This is a genomic window from Streptomyces sp. NPDC050856 (assembly GCF_040653855.1).
In the GTDB taxonomy this organism is placed as follows: Bacteria; Actinomycetota; Actinomycetes; order Streptomycetales; family Streptomycetaceae; genus Streptomyces.
Genome location: NZ_JBFAGV010000007.1, coordinates 63805 through 78712 on the forward strand (window position 1 = coordinate 63805; position 14908 = coordinate 78712).

Annotated in this window: 15 protein-coding genes; 1 reads left to right on the forward strand and 14 read right to left on the reverse strand. The window is 72.0% G+C overall.

Translation table 11 applies throughout. The features are described from left to right. Positions 1–100: 100 nt before the first annotated feature. From AB0H53_RS09190 to AB0H53_RS09240, 11 genes are all read right to left on the reverse strand, one after another. Positions 101–2926 (reverse strand): DEAD/DEAH box helicase, encoded by a 2826-nt coding sequence (locus AB0H53_RS09190; protein ID WP_362109164.1) that lies wholly within the window; start codon positions 2924–2926, stop codon positions 101–103. 83 nt (positions 2927–3009) lie between these two features. Beyond that, complete coding sequence (gene tatC / locus AB0H53_RS09195) at positions 3010–3912, reverse strand: twin-arginine translocase subunit TatC (protein ID WP_362109450.1); 903 nt, start codon at positions 3910–3912, stop codon at positions 3010–3012. A gap of 98 nt (positions 3913–4010) precedes the next feature. After that, entirely contained in the window at positions 4011–4289 is a 279-nt protein-coding gene (tatA, locus tag AB0H53_RS09200; RefSeq protein ID WP_362109166.1) for a Sec-independent protein translocase subunit TatA, read from the reverse strand. A gap of 212 nt (positions 4290–4501) precedes the next feature. Further along, positions 4502–4699, reverse strand: a complete 198-nt coding sequence (locus AB0H53_RS09205) for a hypothetical protein (protein ID WP_362109168.1) — start codon at positions 4697–4699, stop codon at positions 4502–4504. Positions 4700–4708: 9 nt separating this feature from the next. Continuing rightward, positions 4709–5011 (reverse strand): hypothetical protein, encoded by a 303-nt coding sequence (locus AB0H53_RS09210; RefSeq protein ID WP_362109170.1) that lies wholly within the window; start codon positions 5009–5011, stop codon positions 4709–4711. A 102-nt stretch (positions 5012–5113) separates the two neighbouring features. Then, positions 5114–6085, reverse strand: a complete 972-nt coding sequence (locus tag AB0H53_RS09215; protein WP_362109172.1) for a WYL domain-containing protein — start codon at positions 6083–6085, stop codon at positions 5114–5116. 14 nt (positions 6086–6099) lie between these two features. Then, a complete protein-coding gene (locus tag AB0H53_RS09220; RefSeq protein WP_362109174.1) occupies positions 6100–7056 on the reverse strand; it encodes a WYL domain-containing protein in 957 nt (318 codons plus the stop codon). A 147-nt stretch (positions 7057–7203) separates the two neighbouring features. Next, positions 7204–7578, reverse strand: coding sequence for an FKBP-type peptidyl-prolyl cis-trans isomerase (locus AB0H53_RS09225; RefSeq protein ID WP_362109176.1), 375 nt, complete (start codon positions 7576–7578; stop codon positions 7204–7206). Positions 7579–7621: 43 nt separating this feature from the next. Next, complete coding sequence (locus AB0H53_RS09230) at positions 7622–8605, reverse strand: FKBP-type peptidyl-prolyl cis-trans isomerase (RefSeq protein ID WP_362109178.1); 984 nt, start codon at positions 8603–8605, stop codon at positions 7622–7624. A gap of 248 nt (positions 8606–8853) precedes the next feature. Then, a complete protein-coding gene (gene pafA, locus AB0H53_RS09235; protein ID WP_362109180.1) occupies positions 8854–10215 on the reverse strand; it encodes a Pup--protein ligase in 1362 nt (453 codons plus the stop codon). 9 nt (positions 10216–10224) lie between these two features. Continuing rightward, entirely contained in the window at positions 10225–11505 is a 1281-nt protein-coding gene (locus tag AB0H53_RS09240) for an MFS transporter (protein WP_362109182.1), read from the reverse strand. A 63-nt stretch (positions 11506–11568) separates the two neighbouring features. On the opposite strand from AB0H53_RS09240, the gene AB0H53_RS09245 reads away from it, so the two are divergent. Then, complete coding sequence (locus tag AB0H53_RS09245; RefSeq protein ID WP_362109184.1) at positions 11569–12735, forward strand: LacI family DNA-binding transcriptional regulator; 1167 nt, start codon at positions 11569–11571, stop codon at positions 12733–12735. Between the two features lie 120 nt (positions 12736–12855). Here the strand turns inward: AB0H53_RS09245 and prcA are convergent, their stop codons facing one another. The 3 genes from prcA to AB0H53_RS09260 form a co-directional block, all read right to left on the reverse strand. After that, positions 12856–13605 (reverse strand): proteasome subunit alpha, encoded by a 750-nt coding sequence (gene prcA, locus AB0H53_RS09250; protein WP_362109186.1) that lies wholly within the window; start codon positions 13603–13605, stop codon positions 12856–12858. Between the two features lie 35 nt (positions 13606–13640). Beyond that, the gene (gene prcB, locus AB0H53_RS09255) at positions 13641–14486 is read right to left on the reverse strand and encodes a proteasome subunit beta (RefSeq protein ID WP_362109188.1); all 846 of its coding nucleotides are present in this window, start codon (positions 14484–14486) and stop codon (positions 13641–13643) included. Positions 14487–14635: 149 nt separating this feature from the next. Then, complete coding sequence (locus tag AB0H53_RS09260; RefSeq protein ID WP_086569168.1) at positions 14636–14854, reverse strand: ubiquitin-like protein Pup; 219 nt, start codon at positions 14852–14854, stop codon at positions 14636–14638. Positions 14855–14908 lie beyond the last annotated feature (54 nt).

The window sequence follows — 14908 nt, forward strand, 5'->3', positions numbered from 1 at the left end:
GCCGCCGAGGTGTCCTGACGGTACGCCGGTGTCCTGACGGTACGTCGCAGCGAGGGCCCGGCCGGAATCGTCCGGCCGGGCCCTCGGTGCTGACGGCGCCTCAGCCCACCGAGCTGTACGCCACGACGCCGCGCAGCAGCCCGTCGACCGCCTTGCGGGCGTTCTTGGGGACCGTGCTGTTCTCGCGCGGGGCGGCGGCCGCGATCTGGCCGAGCACGTCGATGAGCTGCTTGCACCACCGTACGAAGTCGCCGGCCGGCATCTCCGCCTCGCGCAGCACCTCGTCGAGCCCCTTGCCGGAGGCCCACTGGTGGGCGGCCCAGGCGAAGCCGAGGTCCGGTTCGCGCTGGCCCACGCCCTCGGCCTGGTTGATCCGGAAGTCCTCCTCCAGGGCGTCCAGCCGCCCCCAGATCCGTACCATCTCGCCCAGCGCGGCCTTGGCCCTGCCGGACGGGAGCTTCGGCGCCACCGCGTCGTCCGCCTGTCTGGCCTCGTAGACCAGCGCCGAGGCGCAGGCGGCCAGCTCGGCCGGGTCCAGCCCCTCCCACACGCCTTCCCGCAGGCATTCGCTGGCCAGCAGGTCCAGTTCGCCGTAGAGCCGGGCGAGGCGCTTGCCGTGCTCGGTCACGGTGTCGCCGCGCAGGTAGTCCATCTCGGTCAGCAGGGCGACGATCCGGTCGAAGGTCCGGGCGATGGTGTTGGTGCGTCCCTCGATACGCCGTTCCAGCTGCCGGGTGTCCCGCTGGAGCCGGTGGTAGCGCTCGGCCCAGCGGGCGTGGTCCTCCCGCTCGTCGCACCCGTGGCAGGGGTGCGCGCGCAGGGCGGTGCGCAGCCGGGTGATCTCGCGGTCGTCGGCGGCCTCGGACCGCCGCCCGCGGTGCCGCTCCGGGGCGATGTGGCCGGCCTTGGTGCGCAGCGCGGAGGCGAGGTCGCGGCGCGACTGCGGGGAACGGGGGTTGAACGACTTGGGGATCCGCATCCGCTCCAGCGGCTCCACCGGCACCGGGAAGTCGATCGAGGCGAGCCGCTTGACCTGACGCTCCGCGGTCAGGACGAGCGGGCGCGGCCCGTCGCCGTACTCCACGCCGCGGTGCCCGTTGGCCCGTCCGGCGGGCACGCCCGGGTCGAGCACCAGGGCGAGACCCGCGAACTTGCCGGTCGGCACGTGGATGACGTCACCCGGCTTGAGCCGCTCCAGGGACGTGGCGGCGGCGGCACGGCGCTGCACGGCGCCCTGCTTGGCCAGCTCGTTCTCCCGGTCCTTGAGCTCGCGGCGCAGCCGCGCGTACTCCTCGAAGTCACCGAGGTGGCAGGTCATGCCCTCCCGGTAGCCCTCCAGTCCCTCCTCGTTGCGCTGGACCTGCCGCGATATGCCGACCACCGACTTGTCCGCCTGGAACTGCGCGAACGACGTCTCCAACAGCTCGCGCGAGCGGCGCCGCCCGAACTGGTCGACCAGGTTGACCGCCATGTTGTACGAGGGCTTGAAGCTGGAGCGCAGCGGGTAGGTCCGCGTGCCGGCCAGTCCGGCGAGGTGGACCGGGTCCATGCCGCGCTGCCAGAGCACGACCGCGTGTCCCTCGACGTCGATCCCGCGCCGCCCGGCCCGTCCGGTCAGCTGGGTGTACTCGCCGGGTGTGATGTCGGCGTGCTGCTCGCCGTTCCACTTGACGAGCTTCTCCAGCACCACCGTCCGGGCGGGCATGTTGATGCCCAGCGCGAGTGTCTCGGTGGCGAACACCGCCTTGACCAGACCGTGGACGAAGAGTTCCTCGACGACCTCCTTGAAGGTCGGCAGCATCCCCGCGTGGTGGGCGGCGATGCCCCGCTCCAGAGCTTCGAGCCACTCGTAGTACCCGAGGACGTGCAGGTCCTCGCGGGGGATCGTCGCGGTGCGGGCCTCGACCGTCTCGCGCACCCGCCGGCGCGCCTCCTCGTCGTTGAGCCGCAGACCCGCGTAAAGGCACTGCTGTACGGCGGCCTCGCAGCCCGCCCGGCTGAAGATGAAGGTGATGGCGGGCAGCAGCCCTTCGGCGTCCAGCCGCTCGATGACCTCGGGCCGCCCGGGCGTCCAGATCCGGGAACGCTGCCGCCGCTCGCGCTCGCGGTCCGCCTCGCTCACCTTGCCGCGGCGCCGGTCACGCGGGTTGTAGGTGCGCTGGTTCTCCATCCGGGCCAGGCGGACCAGGTCGGGGTTGACCTCCCGCCGGGCGGAGCCCCGGCCGCCGTGGTCGGTCTCCTCCTCGAAGAGGTCGTAGGTCCGGCGCCCGGCCAGGACGTGCTGCCACAGCGGCACGGGCCGGCTCTCCGAGACGATCACCTCGGTGTCGCCGCGGACGGTGTCGAGCCAGTCACCGAACTCCTCGGCGTTGGACACGGTCGCGGACAGTGACACCAGGGTCACGGACTCGGGGAGGTGGATGATCACTTCCTCCCAGACCGCGCCCCGGAACCGGTCGGACAGGTAGTGCACCTCGTCCATCACCACGTACCCGAGGCCGCGCAGCGACTGGGAACCGGCGTAGAGCATGTTGCGGAGCACCTCGGTGGTCATCACGACCACGGGTGCCTCGGAATTGACGCTGTTGTCGCCGGTGAGCAGGCCGACCTTCCCGGGGCCGTACCGCCTGACCAGGTCGGCGTACTTCTGGTTGGACAGCGCCTTGATGGGCGTGGTGTAGAAGCACTTGCGCCCCTGCTCCAGGGCGAGGTGCACGGCGAACTCACCGACGATGGTCTTGCCCGAACCGGTGGGCGCCGCGACCAGTACGCCCTTGCCGCCCTCCAGGGCGCGGCAGGCCTCGATCTGGAACGGGTCCAGCTCGAAGTCGTACAGGGCACGGAAAGGGGCGAGCGCGGTGGCCTGCTCGACGGCGCGGAGCCGGGCAGCCGCATACGCTTCCGCGGGTGTGAGGTCCTCTGTCATCTTGCTGTCGAGCCTACCCGCCGGCACTGACAGTCAGCTCGATCTTTCCCACGCCCCGCGGCCCGGCGCCCGGCCCTCGCGGATCAGGTGATGTCGTCGTAGCCGTTCAGCCGCTGCGGCGCGGCCCCGGTGACTCGGCCGCCGGCCTGCTCGGGCAGTGCCCGGGCGGCGGGGACGGTCCCGACCTCGGCGATCGGCTCCGGGGTGAGGTCCAGCCGGGACGCCTCGTCGTCGTCCAGCTCGGCGTCCGGGTCGTTGCGGCGGCGGCGCCGGTCGTTGAGGAGCGAGATGCCCACCGCGATGAAGTACAGGAGGATGATCGGCCCGGACAGGGCGACCATGCCCAGCGGGTCGGTCGAGGGGGTGGCGATCGCGCCGAAGACGAAGATGCCCATGATCACGCCGCGCCACCAGCCGGCCATCCGGCGTCCGGTGACGACGCCGGCGGCGTTCAGCATGATCAGCAGCACGGGCAGCTCGAACGAGAAGCCGAAAATCAGCACCATCCGGACCGTGAAGTCCAGGATCTTGTCCACCTCGAGGAGGTTCGCCGCGGGGTCCGGTGTGATGCTCAGCAGCACACTCATACTGACCGGCATGATCAGGTACGCGACGTAGACACCGGCCGCGAAGAGCGGGACGGCGGCAGCGGCGAAGTAGTAGGTGTACTTCTTCTCGCTCTTGTGCAGGCCCGGCGCCACGAAGGCCCAGAGCTGGTAGAGCCAGACCGGGCAGGACAGGACGATGCCCGCCATCAGGACGACCTTGACCGTCGTGGTGAACGGGGAGAGCAGGTCGTTGTAGACGATGGTGGCGCACGTGCCACCGGTCTCCATGACGCCCTTCGGACACCGCTCCACCGGGGAGGAGAGGAAGTCCATGAGTTCCTGGCTGTAGAACGCCGCGGCGATGGACGTGATCGTGATCGCCAGCATCGCCTTCGCGAGCCGGTTGCGAAGCTCGCGCAGGTGCTCCGCGAGCGGCATCCGCCCCTCGGGGTCCTTCTCCTTCTTACGGCGGGCAGACTTGAGCAACCCACGTCCTCATCTCGTGCGGCAGGCCGCCGTGAGGGGCGGCCCTGGGGTCAGCGCTGGGTGGTGTCCGACGGCTCCGCGACGGGGCGGGCGCTGGTCACGTCGCCGGGCGCCGCCTTGATGGTGCGCTGCGCCGGGGGCTGGTCGGCCGGCGGGTCGGCGGGGGCCGGCTGCTGGCCCTCCGACTTCATCGCCTTGGCCTCGCTCTTCAGGATGCGCGCGGACTTGCCCAGCGAACGGGCCATCTCGGGAAGCTTCTTGGCACCGAAGAGCAGCACGACGACGAGGAGGATGAGAATGATCTCGGTGGGGCCGATCTGTCGGAACATAAGCGTGTCTACCTTCTCACCGAGGCGGCATGGGGCGGGGCGGTCGGCCGGGAGCCGGAGACAGGTCCGGAACACGGCCGTCAAGGATCGTAACGCGCACGGGTGAACACGGGGCAATCCCCGTGCGTACTCCCGTTTGCGGCGGGTGCCTCGTGGCCCGGCCGCTGACAGCAGCGTACCTTCCGCGCGGGTACGGGTGGAGAACGCCCGGTTCAGCGCAGAGTCTCACCGGTACGGGCCAGGTCGGTGGCCGCCCGCTCCAGGTCCTCCGCGGCGCGGTTGATGCGCTGTGTGGTGTGGGCCACTTGACGGCCGAGGCGCTGGGCCTCGATGAACACCCGGATCCCGAGGAGGCCGAGCACGGCGATCCCGAGGAAACCGAGGGCGATGGCGAGCATGGGCCAGAACATGCGGAGAGCCTAGACCTTGAGGGACGGTGAGGTGGCGGGCGGCGACGGCAGGACGGTGGTGTGGAGGCGCAGCGTCCGCACACCGCCGCCGGTGAGGAGTTCGACGATGCGCTCACCGGCCGGCTTGCGCACCGCCGTGCCGCACGCCGGGCAGCGGAAGGAGTAGAAGGTGGTACGGCGGCTGGCGCCGATGGCGAGGCGCAGCGCCCCCGCCGGCAGCTCGAAGCGGGCGAGGCAGTCCGGGCAGGCCGCCCGGAAGAGGACGGGCGCCGACGGCGCCGGGGCGCCGGATGTCGCGGACGTCACGGGCACGCTCTCCCCTTCCCCTTGCTTCCCTCGCCCCTCGGCGGGGTTCCGATGTTCCCCGGCGGGTTGACCCGTGTCCTCCGGCGGGGCTTCCCCTGCGGTGATCGTCTACCGCGCGCCGTCGAGCTCGGGCTCGTCGTACGCGGCGAGCGCCTCGCGGGCCGCCTGCCGCGCGCTGTGCGCCAGCTCGGCCGGGGAGACGATGCGCCCGTCCCGGCCCAGCCGCAGGGCGAGCCGCCGCAGCGAGGCGGGGTCGGGCGTGCGCAGGGTGATGCGCAGACCGCCGTCGGGCAGTTCCTCCGCGCTGTCGTGCGGGTAGTACTCGGCCACCCACCGCCCGCCGGGGCCCACCTCGACCAGTACCTCCGGGTCGTCGGCCGACGGCTGGACGAGCCCTTCGGACAGGTCGCGCAGCTCTATCTCGGGCGGCGCCGACGGCTGGTCGAGGAGCCGGATCTCGGCGACCCGGTCGAGGCGGAAGGTACGGCGCGCCTCGGACTGGCGGCACCAGGCCTCCATGTAGGTGTGGCCGACGGCGAAGAGCCGGATCGGGTCGACCTCGCGCTCGGTGAGCTCGTCGCGGGCGGGCGAGTAGTAGCGCAGCCAGAGCCGGCGCCGCTCCGAGATGGCCCGGTCGACCTCGGCGAAGACGCCGCCCTCCGACTCGAAGGTCACCGACAGCCGCGAGCTGGCGCCCGCCGCCTCACCCGCCGCCGCCTCCAGCTTCGCGGTGGCGCGCAGCAGCGCCTCACGGTCGCCCTCACGCAGTCCGGGCAGGGTGGCGACGGCCCGCGCGGCGACCAGCAGGGCGGTCGCCTCGTCGGCGGCCAGCCGCAGCGGCTCGGCGACGTCGTCCGGGTTGTGCCACCAGATCCGGTCGCCGTCGGTGTCGATGTCCAGCAGGTCCCCGCCCCGGAAGCTGGTCCCGCACATGGGCAGCACGTCGAGGTCGGCGATCAGCTCGTCCTCGGTGATCCCGAAGGCACGGGCGACGTCGCCGACGTGGGCGCCGGGCCGCTCGCGCAGATAGGTCACCAGCGAGAGCATCCGCCGGGTCTGGTCGATGGCGTTCGTGGCCATGGTTCTCCGTCCCCTCAGCCCTTGGCCACGGCGCGCAGCCGGTCCACGACATCCGCCCGCAGGTCCGCGGGCTCCAGTACCACCACGTCCGGTCCGAACTCCACGAGCCAGGCGTCCAGGCCGTGCCCGTACGGAATCTCCAGCTCGTCCCAGCCGTCACCGCGTTCCCTCACCGACAGGGCGCGGGCCCGCAGCGGGTAGCCGCACTCGGTGCGCAGCCGGATGCGGGCCGAGCGGGTCGCGGTCTCCCCCGCCCAGCGCTCGACCGTCTCGCGGACGGTGGAGACGTCCGGCACGGGCGCGGTGAAGGCACCGGCCCGGGAGCGGACCTTGCCCGTGATGCGGGAGAGCCGGAAGACGCGCTCGGCGCTCCGCTCCCGGTCCCAGCCGGCCAGGTACCAGTGGCCGCGCCAGCACTCCAGCGTCCAGGGTTCGACCTGGCGGGTCTCGGGCCGGGCGGCGTTGGCCTTGCGGTACTCGAAGACGACGGGCCGGCGGTCGCGGCAGGCCAGCATGAGCGGCTCGAAGGCGGCCTCGTGCACCGGGATGCGCGGTTCCAGGGCGCTGTGCCGGTCGTCGAAGGTGTCCTCGGCCTCGGGCATGCCGGCGGCGCGCAGCTTCTGCAGGGCGCCGCTGGCCGCGCCGGCCAGGCGGGCCTGCTGCCACACCTTGGCGGCGAGGCCGAGGGCGGCGGCCTCCTCCGCGTCGAGCTGGATGGGCGGGAGCCGGTTGGAGTCGCGGCGGGCGAGGTAGCCGGTGTCGCCGTCGAGGTTCTCCACGGTCTCGATCACCAGGCCGAGTTCCCGCAGGTCGTCCTTGTCCCGCTCGAACATGCGGTTGAACGAGTCGTCGGAGCCGGCTTCCAGGTATGCCTCGATGGAGCCGCGCAGCTCACGCTTGCTGAGCGGGCGGCGGGTCCCCAGCAGGCACAGCGCCAGATTCATCAGCCGCTCGGCCTTGGCAATGGCCATCGACGCCCTGCACCTCTTCTGATGGAGTGACTTTCGCGACGCTCAACGTACCGCCCGGGGGTGTGCGGACAAAAGCCGAGGGCCCGTGCCGGCAGGCACGGGCCCTCGGTGCGGCCGTCTCCGGCCGCGGGTGCGGCGGATCGAGCGTCAGACGGAGACCAGGTCGCAGACGAAGATCAGCGTCTCGCCCGGGGCGATACGGCCGCCACCGGCGCCGCGGTCGCCGTACGCGAGGTGGGCGGGGATGGTCAGCTGGCGGCGGCCGCCGACCTTCATGCCCTGCACGCCCTGGTCCCAGCCCTGGATGACCTGGCCGGCGCCGAGCTGGAACTGCAGCGGGTTGCCGCGGTTCCAGGACGCGTCGAACTCCTCACCGGTGGAGAAGGCCACGCCCACGTAGTGGACGGAGACGAAGTCTCCCGCCTTGGCGACCGGGCCGTCGCCCTCCCAGATGTCCTTGATCTCCAGGTCGGCCGGCGGCTCGCCGCCCGGGAAGTCGATCTCGGGCTTCTCGATGCTCACGTAAACGCTCCTACTTCCTTGCTTCTGGGCAACCGGGACAGTCTTACATTGCGGCGAGGATGTCGACGACGAAGACCAGGGTCGAGTTCGCCGGCAGGTTGGGGCCCTTGTCCTGGTCCTTGTACGCCTGGGCCGGCGGGATCACCAGCAGCACGCGGCTGCCGACCTTCTTGCCGACGAGTCCCTTGTCCCAGCCCTCGATGACCTGGCCCTGGCCGATGGCCGTGCTGAACGGCTGGCCGGCGTTCCAGGAGGAGTCGAAGGGCGTCGCCTCGGGCTTGCCCTGGTTGATCTTCCAGGCGGCGCCGGTGTACTGCATGTACACCTTCTGGCCGGCCTTCACCTCGGCGCCCTTGCCCTCGATGAGGACGTCGTCCACCAGCTTGGCCGGCGGGTCGTTCTTGGGGATCGTGATGGTGGCGGGCCCGTTCTTCGCCGCGTCGATCTGCGGCAGGTCGGCCGGGATCTCCGCCTGCTCGCCCTCGGCCTTCTTCGGCATCACGCTCTTGATGTCGAGCACGAACACGAGCGTGTCGGTGCCGGAGACGCCGATCTGCTGGTTGCCGGCGGACCCGAAGGCGGCGGCGGGCGGGGCGACGACCAGGACCCGGCTGCCGATCCTCTGACCGGTGACGGCGTCGGCGAAGGCGGGGATGACCTTCTTGGACCCGGCGGTGATCACCTGGGGGGCGCCGCCCTGCTCGTACGAGCTGCCGAGTTCCTTGCCGCCCTGCCAGACCTTGGCGGTGAAGTCGGCGAGCACCAGGTCGTCCTTCTTCACCTCGGCGCCGGTGCCCGGGGTGACCGGGTGCACGACGAACGACGCGCTCGGCTTGCCCTTGGGGATGGTGATGGTGGCCTTCTTGCCGATCGCACCGCTGACCTGCGGCATCGGGGACGCCGAGTCGACGGGCTTGGGGACCTCCTGCTGCGTGGCCTTCGGGGACGCGGACGCGCCGTCCTTCTTCTTGTCGGAGTCCTCGCCTCCCCCGCAGGCGGTCAGCAGCAGGGCGGGCACGATGAGCAAGGCGGCAAGTCGACGTCGTCGCACAGTGGTCCTCGGGGGGTTGGTGGGATGTCCGTGCCGTCACTCTACGGCCCCCGCTTCCCGCCCCCGCAGTACGGCGTGCGCCGGGGCCCGCTCCCGGCGCGCGCCGCGCGGTGCTCCGGCGAGCGTCCACCCGCGCACGCGCCGGAGCGCACGCGGGCCCCGCACCTCGGGCGCGGGGCCCCGCGATCGGTGCCCGTGGCCTCCCGCCGCGGACCGCGTCCGGATCACATGCCGGCGATGAGCTTCTCCACCCGGTCGTCCACCGACCGGAAGGGGTCCTTGCACAGGACGGTCCGCTGTGCCTGGTCGTTGAGCTTGAGGTGCACCCAGTCGACGGTGAAGTCCCGGCGCTGCTCCTGGGCCCGGCGGATGAAGTCGCCGCGCAGCCGTGCCCGGGTGGTCTGCGGGGGCACCGACTTGCCCTCGAAGATCTTCAGGTCGTTGCAGATCCGGGCGGCCTGCCCCTTCTTCTCCAGCAGGTAGTACAGCCCCCGCCGACGGTGGATGTCGTGGTAGGCGAGGTCTATCTGGGCGACCCGGGGGTGCGACATGGTCATGTTGTGCTTGTTGCGGTACCGCTCCAGGAGCTTGTACTTGATGACCCAGTCGATCTCGGTGCCGATCCGGTCGAGGTCCTCCTCCTCGATGGCGTCGAGGGTGCGGCCCCACAGCTCCAGGACCTGCGCGACGGTGCCGGTGCGGATGCCGCGCCGGTCGACGAAGTCCACGGCCTTGTCGTAGTACTCGCGCTGGACCTCCAGGGCGGACGCCTCGCGACCGCTGGCGAGCCGCACCTTGCGCTGCCCGGTGATGTCGTGGCTGACCTCGCGGATCGCCCGGATCGGGTTCTCCAGGGTCAGGTCGCGCATCACCGTGCCCGCCTCGATCATGCGCAGGACCAGGTCGGTGGCGCCGACCTTCAGCAGCATGGTCGTCTCGGACATGTTCGAGTCGCCGACGATGACGTGGAGGCGGCGGTAGCGCTCGGCGTCGGCGTGCGGCTCGTCACGGGTGTTGATGATCGGCCGTGAGCGGGTGGTCGCGGAGCTGACGCCCTCCCAGATGTGCTCGGCCCGCTGGCTGACGCAGTAGACGGCGCCGCGCGGGGTCTGCAGCACCTTCCCCGCGCCGCAGATGAGCTGGCGGGTGACGAGGAAGGGAATGAGGATGTCCGCGAGCCGGGAGAACTCCCCGTGCCGGGCGACCAGATAGTTCTCGTGGCAGCCGTAGGAGTTTCCCGCCGAATCGGTGTTGTTCTTGAAGAGATAGACGTCGCCCGCGATTCCCTCCTCGTGCAGGCGGCGTTCGGCGTCGACGAGCAGGCCTTCGAGGATGCGCTCACCGGCCTTGTCGTGGGTGACCAGTTCCGTCACGTCGTCGCATTCTGGAGTTGCGTATTCCGGATGCGATCCCACGTCGAGGTAGAGGCGGGCGCCGTTCCGCAGGAAGACATTGCTGCTGCGGCCCCATGACACGACACGGCGGAAGAGGTAGCGCGCCACTTCGTCAGGTGACAGTCGGCGCTGTCCCCTGAACGTGCACGTGACGCCGTACTCGTTCTCCAGCCCGAAAATGCGGCGGTCCATGACTGAACATTACGCCTGATGGCCTGAGCTGAAACCGGGTTCGCGTGCCCCGTTCCGATCATTTTCCGATACGGCCACGGTGTGTGCGGCCTGTTGTGCCGTCCGGCGCGGAACCTCCAGTACCCGCCGGGTGGCCAGCAGGACGAGCAGCGCGGCGATTCCGCCGGCCCCGGCGACGCCGAAACTCGCGCTGGTCCCGGCCAGCTCGACCGCCGGGCCCGCCGCCGCCATGCCCAGCGCGGCGCCCACGCCGAAGGTGGTGACCAGCCAGGAGAACGCCTCGGTGACCGTGCCGCTGGGGGCGTGCCGGTCCACCACGATGAACGCGCAGGCGAGGGCGGGGGCCAGGAACACGCCGGACAGGGCCGCCAGGGCGGTCATGGCGCCCACCCCGGGGGTGAGGGCCAGTGGCAGGTAGCCCAGCGCGAGCAGGCCGACCAGGACGGTCAGCCGGCGTTCGGGCGGGCCCGCCCACCGGCGGGCGCCGTAGACCGTGCCGCCGATCAGCGCGCCCAGGCCCAGGGCGGCCATCAGCCACCCGTACACCGAGGCGCGGCCGTGGTCGTCGGCGTACGCCACCCCGGCCACCGTGATGGACCCCAGGGCGAGGCCGACGAAGAAGAAGGAGCCGAGCAGGGCGAGCAGTCCGGGGGAGCGCAGGGCGCCCAGCCAGTGCGCCTCACGGGGGGCCGAGCGCCAGGCCCGGGAGGGCTCGGACAGGACCACGGACAGGGCGCCGAGCACGCCGATGGCGTTGATGAGCACGATGGCGGCGGCGGGCGACCACAGTGAGACGAAGAGCGTGACCAGCAGCGGCCCGGCGGTGAACATGACCTCCTGGGCGACCGCGTCCAGGGCGTACGCCCGGTGGACGCGGTCCTCGCGGCCCAGGACGCTGGGCCACAGGGCGCGCAGCCCGCCCTCCAGGGGCGGGGTGAACAGGCCGGCGACCACGACGGCCGCGTGGGCCAGGAGGACCGGCTCGATGCCGAGCAGGGCGAGCAGCGCCATGCCCAGGGCGGACAGGAGCGCGGCGGGCAGCTGCACGCGGGGCTGGCCGTACATGTCGACGGCACGGCCCAGCAGGGGCTGCCCGACGGCGTTGGCCACCCCGTACACCGCCGCGAGGGCGCCCGCCAGGCTGTAGCTGCCGCCTTCGGCTCGCGTGAACAGCAGGATCGCGATGGGCGCGGTGCCGTTGGGGAGCCGGCCTATCAGGGTGCCGATCAGCAGGCGTGCGGCATGGGGTGCCTTCAGCAGGTCGGCGTATCCGCTCGGTGCCGCGGCCATCGTCTGCCCCTCTCCCCCGGGTCCCGCCGAGGTTTTACGTATAACGTCGCCGTCATACGTACCATGTCGGCATTCCGCGAGTCCACCTCGCGGACCGGCCCCATCGACGCGGAGGCGTACGTGCAGACCCCGGACCCGCCGGCTTCCCCGGCCTCCCCGCCGCCCCCCGGGCGCGCCGTCCGCCCGTCCGCGCCGGCGGGCCGGGGCGACGGCGCCGGGGCGCGGCCGACCAGCCGGGACGTGGCACGGGCGGCCGGGGTGTCCCAGGCGACCGTCTCCCTGGTCCTCGGCGACAAGTGGCGCGGCCGGGTATCCGAGCGCACCGCCGCCCTGGTGCGGGAGGCCGCCGACGCGCTCGGGTACCGGCCCAACCTGGCGGCGCGCAGCCTGCGGCTCGGCCGGACCAGGACGGCCCTGCTGGTGGTGCCCGCCCTCACCAACGAGTTCTTCGCCCGCGTCTACACGGGCGCCGCCGCCGTCGCGGCCCGGCACGATTTCGGCGTGGTGCTGTACCCGTCCCCCGAGGGCGTCGGCCCGGCCAGGGACCCGTTCGCCTCGGCGCGGTCCGCGCTGGACGGGGTGATCGCCTCGTCGATGGCGGCCGACGCGCTCCGGGCCATCCGCGGTACCGACCTGCCCCTGGTGATGCTCGACAGCGACCCCGCCGACACGGGCGCGGCCGCCCAGGTGAACCTGGACATCGCCGACGGCGTACGGCAGGTCACGGAGCACCTGCTGGGACTGGGGCACCGCAGGTTCGTGCACCTGTCGTCGGCCGTCCCGTCGTGGACCTTCGACGTACGGGCCAGGGCGCTGGCCGCCTGCCTGGGCGGTGTCCCCGGTGTGACCGTGTCCGCGGTGGCGGCGCCGCTGGACGTGACGGGCGCCCGGGTGGCCGCCGAGGGCGCGCTGACCGCGCCGGGGCCCCGCCCCACGGCACTGGTGTGCGACGACGACATCCTGGCGGCGGGGGCCTGCAAGGCGGTACGGCGGCTGGGGCTGCGGGTGCCGGAGGACGTCTCGGTCACCGGGTTCGACGACCTGGCGCTGGCGACCGCGCTGGAGCCGGAGCTGACCACGGTGCGGCTGCCCGCGGAGCGGATCGGCGAGCGCGGCATGGCGGCGCTGCTGGCGGTGCTGGCGGGCCGCCCGCCGGAGCGCGGGGACCTACCGGTGACCCTGATGCGGCGGGGCTCCTCCGGCCCGGCGCCGGTGGACCCGGGGGCCTAGACCGCGCGGGCGCTCCGGCCGGACCGACCGGGCTCCGGCCGCCCCGGGCCGCCCGGCACGGTGCCCCGGACCGCGTGGGCGGGCCGGGGCACGGAGGGCCGGTCGTGCGCGGTTACCCGCTCACTCCTCGGCCTCGTCCGAAGGGGCGTCCGTCGGGGTGGAGGCGGCGCCGTCGGCTTCCAGCAGGCGGGCGAGCTGGCGTCCGACGATCCGCTTGAACTTGCGCTGCTGGGGACGCGTGCGGTCCAGGACCGCCACCTCCAGGCGCTCGGCGGGGATCTCCCGCTCGCTGCCGTTGGTGTCCCGGGACAGCGCCTGCACGGCGAGCTTGAGCGCCTCGGCGAGCGACATCCCGTCGCGGTGCCGCTGGTCGAGGAAGCTGCTGATCTGCTCGGCGTTGCCGCCGACCGCGACCGAGCCGTGTTCGTCCACGATCGATCCGTCGTGCGGCAGCCGGTAGATCTGGTCGCCCTCGGGTGAGGCGCCGACCTCGGCGACGACCAGCTCCACCTCGTACGGCTTCTCGCCGGCGCTGGAGAAGATGGTGCCGAGGGTCTGCGCGTAGACGTTGGCCAGCCCACGGGCCGTCACATCGTCGCGGTCGTAGGTGTAGCCGCGCAGATCCGCGTACCGCACACCGCCGATCCGCAGGTTCTCGTACTCGTTGTACTTGCCGGCCGCGGCGAAGGCGATGCGGTCGTAGATCTCGCTGAACTTGTGCAGCGCGCGGGACGGGTTCTCGCCGACGAAGACGATGCCGTCGGCGTACTGCAGCACAACGAGGCTGCGTCCACGGGCGATGCCCTTGCGGGCGTACTCCGCCCGGTCGGCCATGGCCTGTTGGGGTGAGACATAGAACGGCGTCGACACCGGCTATCCGTCCCTTTCTGTCAGTGGCGGGGTCATCACAGGAGCGCGGCGCGCGGACCGTCGGGCTGCTCCAGGCGGTGCTCCAGCACCGAGCGCGCGACCTCGGAGGACTCGGCCTCGGTCAGCCGGCGGAAGCCGTCCTCCGTGATCACGGTGACGATCGGGTAGATGCGGCGCGCCACGTCCGGGCCGCCGGTCGCCGAGTCGTCGTCCGCCGCGTCGTACAGCGCCTGCACCACCAGGGTGAGGGCCTGCTGCTCGGTGAGGTCGTCGCGGTACAGCTTCTTCATGGAGCCGCGCGCGAAGATCGATCCCGAGCCGGTGGCCGCGAAGCCGTGCTCCTCGGAGCGTCCGCCCGTGACGTCGTAGCTGAAGATCCGGCCCTTCTCGCGGTCGACGTCCCAGCCCGCGAAGAGCGGCACGACGGCCAGGCCCTGCATGGCCATGCCCAGGTTGCTGCGGATCATCGTGGAGAGCCGGTTGGCCTTGCCCTCCAGGGAGAGCTGGGCGCCCTCGACCTTCTCGAAGTGCTCCAGCTCCAGCTGGAAGAGCTTGACCATCTCCACGGCCAGGCCCGCGGTGCCCGCGATGCCCACGGCCGAGTACTCGTCGGCCGGGAACACCTTCTCGATGTCCCGCTGGGCGATCATGTTGCCCATGGTGGCCCGCCGGTCACCGGCGAGCACCACGCCACCGGGGAAGCTGGCGGCGACGATGGTCGTGCCGTGCGGCGCTTCGATGGCGCCCTGAAGCGGCGGCAGCGTCCGGTTGCCGGGCAGCAGCTCCGGTGAGTGTTGGGCCAGGAAGTCCATGAACGAGGACGAGCCGGGCGTCAGGAAGGCTGCCGGCAGACGCCCGGTGCTACGGGGGTTGGCTTCCACGCGTTTCCTTCCGAAATGAGGCGGCGGCCCGCCGCTGCGACGGCCGGGCCGATCATGCGTGCTGTGCACGGACCTTACCCGTGCCGTCGCCGGTCATCCGCCCCCGGTGCCGCCGGCTTCCGCCGACGCCCGGAGGCGGACAACGTCCGTTACTGTCCGCCCTTTTGCACGAAGGACCGCACGAAGTCCTCGGCGTTCTCCTCCAGGACGTCGTCGATCTCGTCCAGCACGGAGTCGACGTCGTCGGACAGCTTCTCCTGGCGCTCCTTGAGGTCTTCCGATACCTGCGCGTCCTGCGCCTGCTCCTCGACCTCCTCGGTGGAGCGCGTCGCCTTCTGCTGCCCGCCGCCGGTGTCCTTGGTCGCCATATCCCTCACCCCGCTCGGTTTGCCCGCTTGGTTCGGTCTCTCAAGATCAGACCC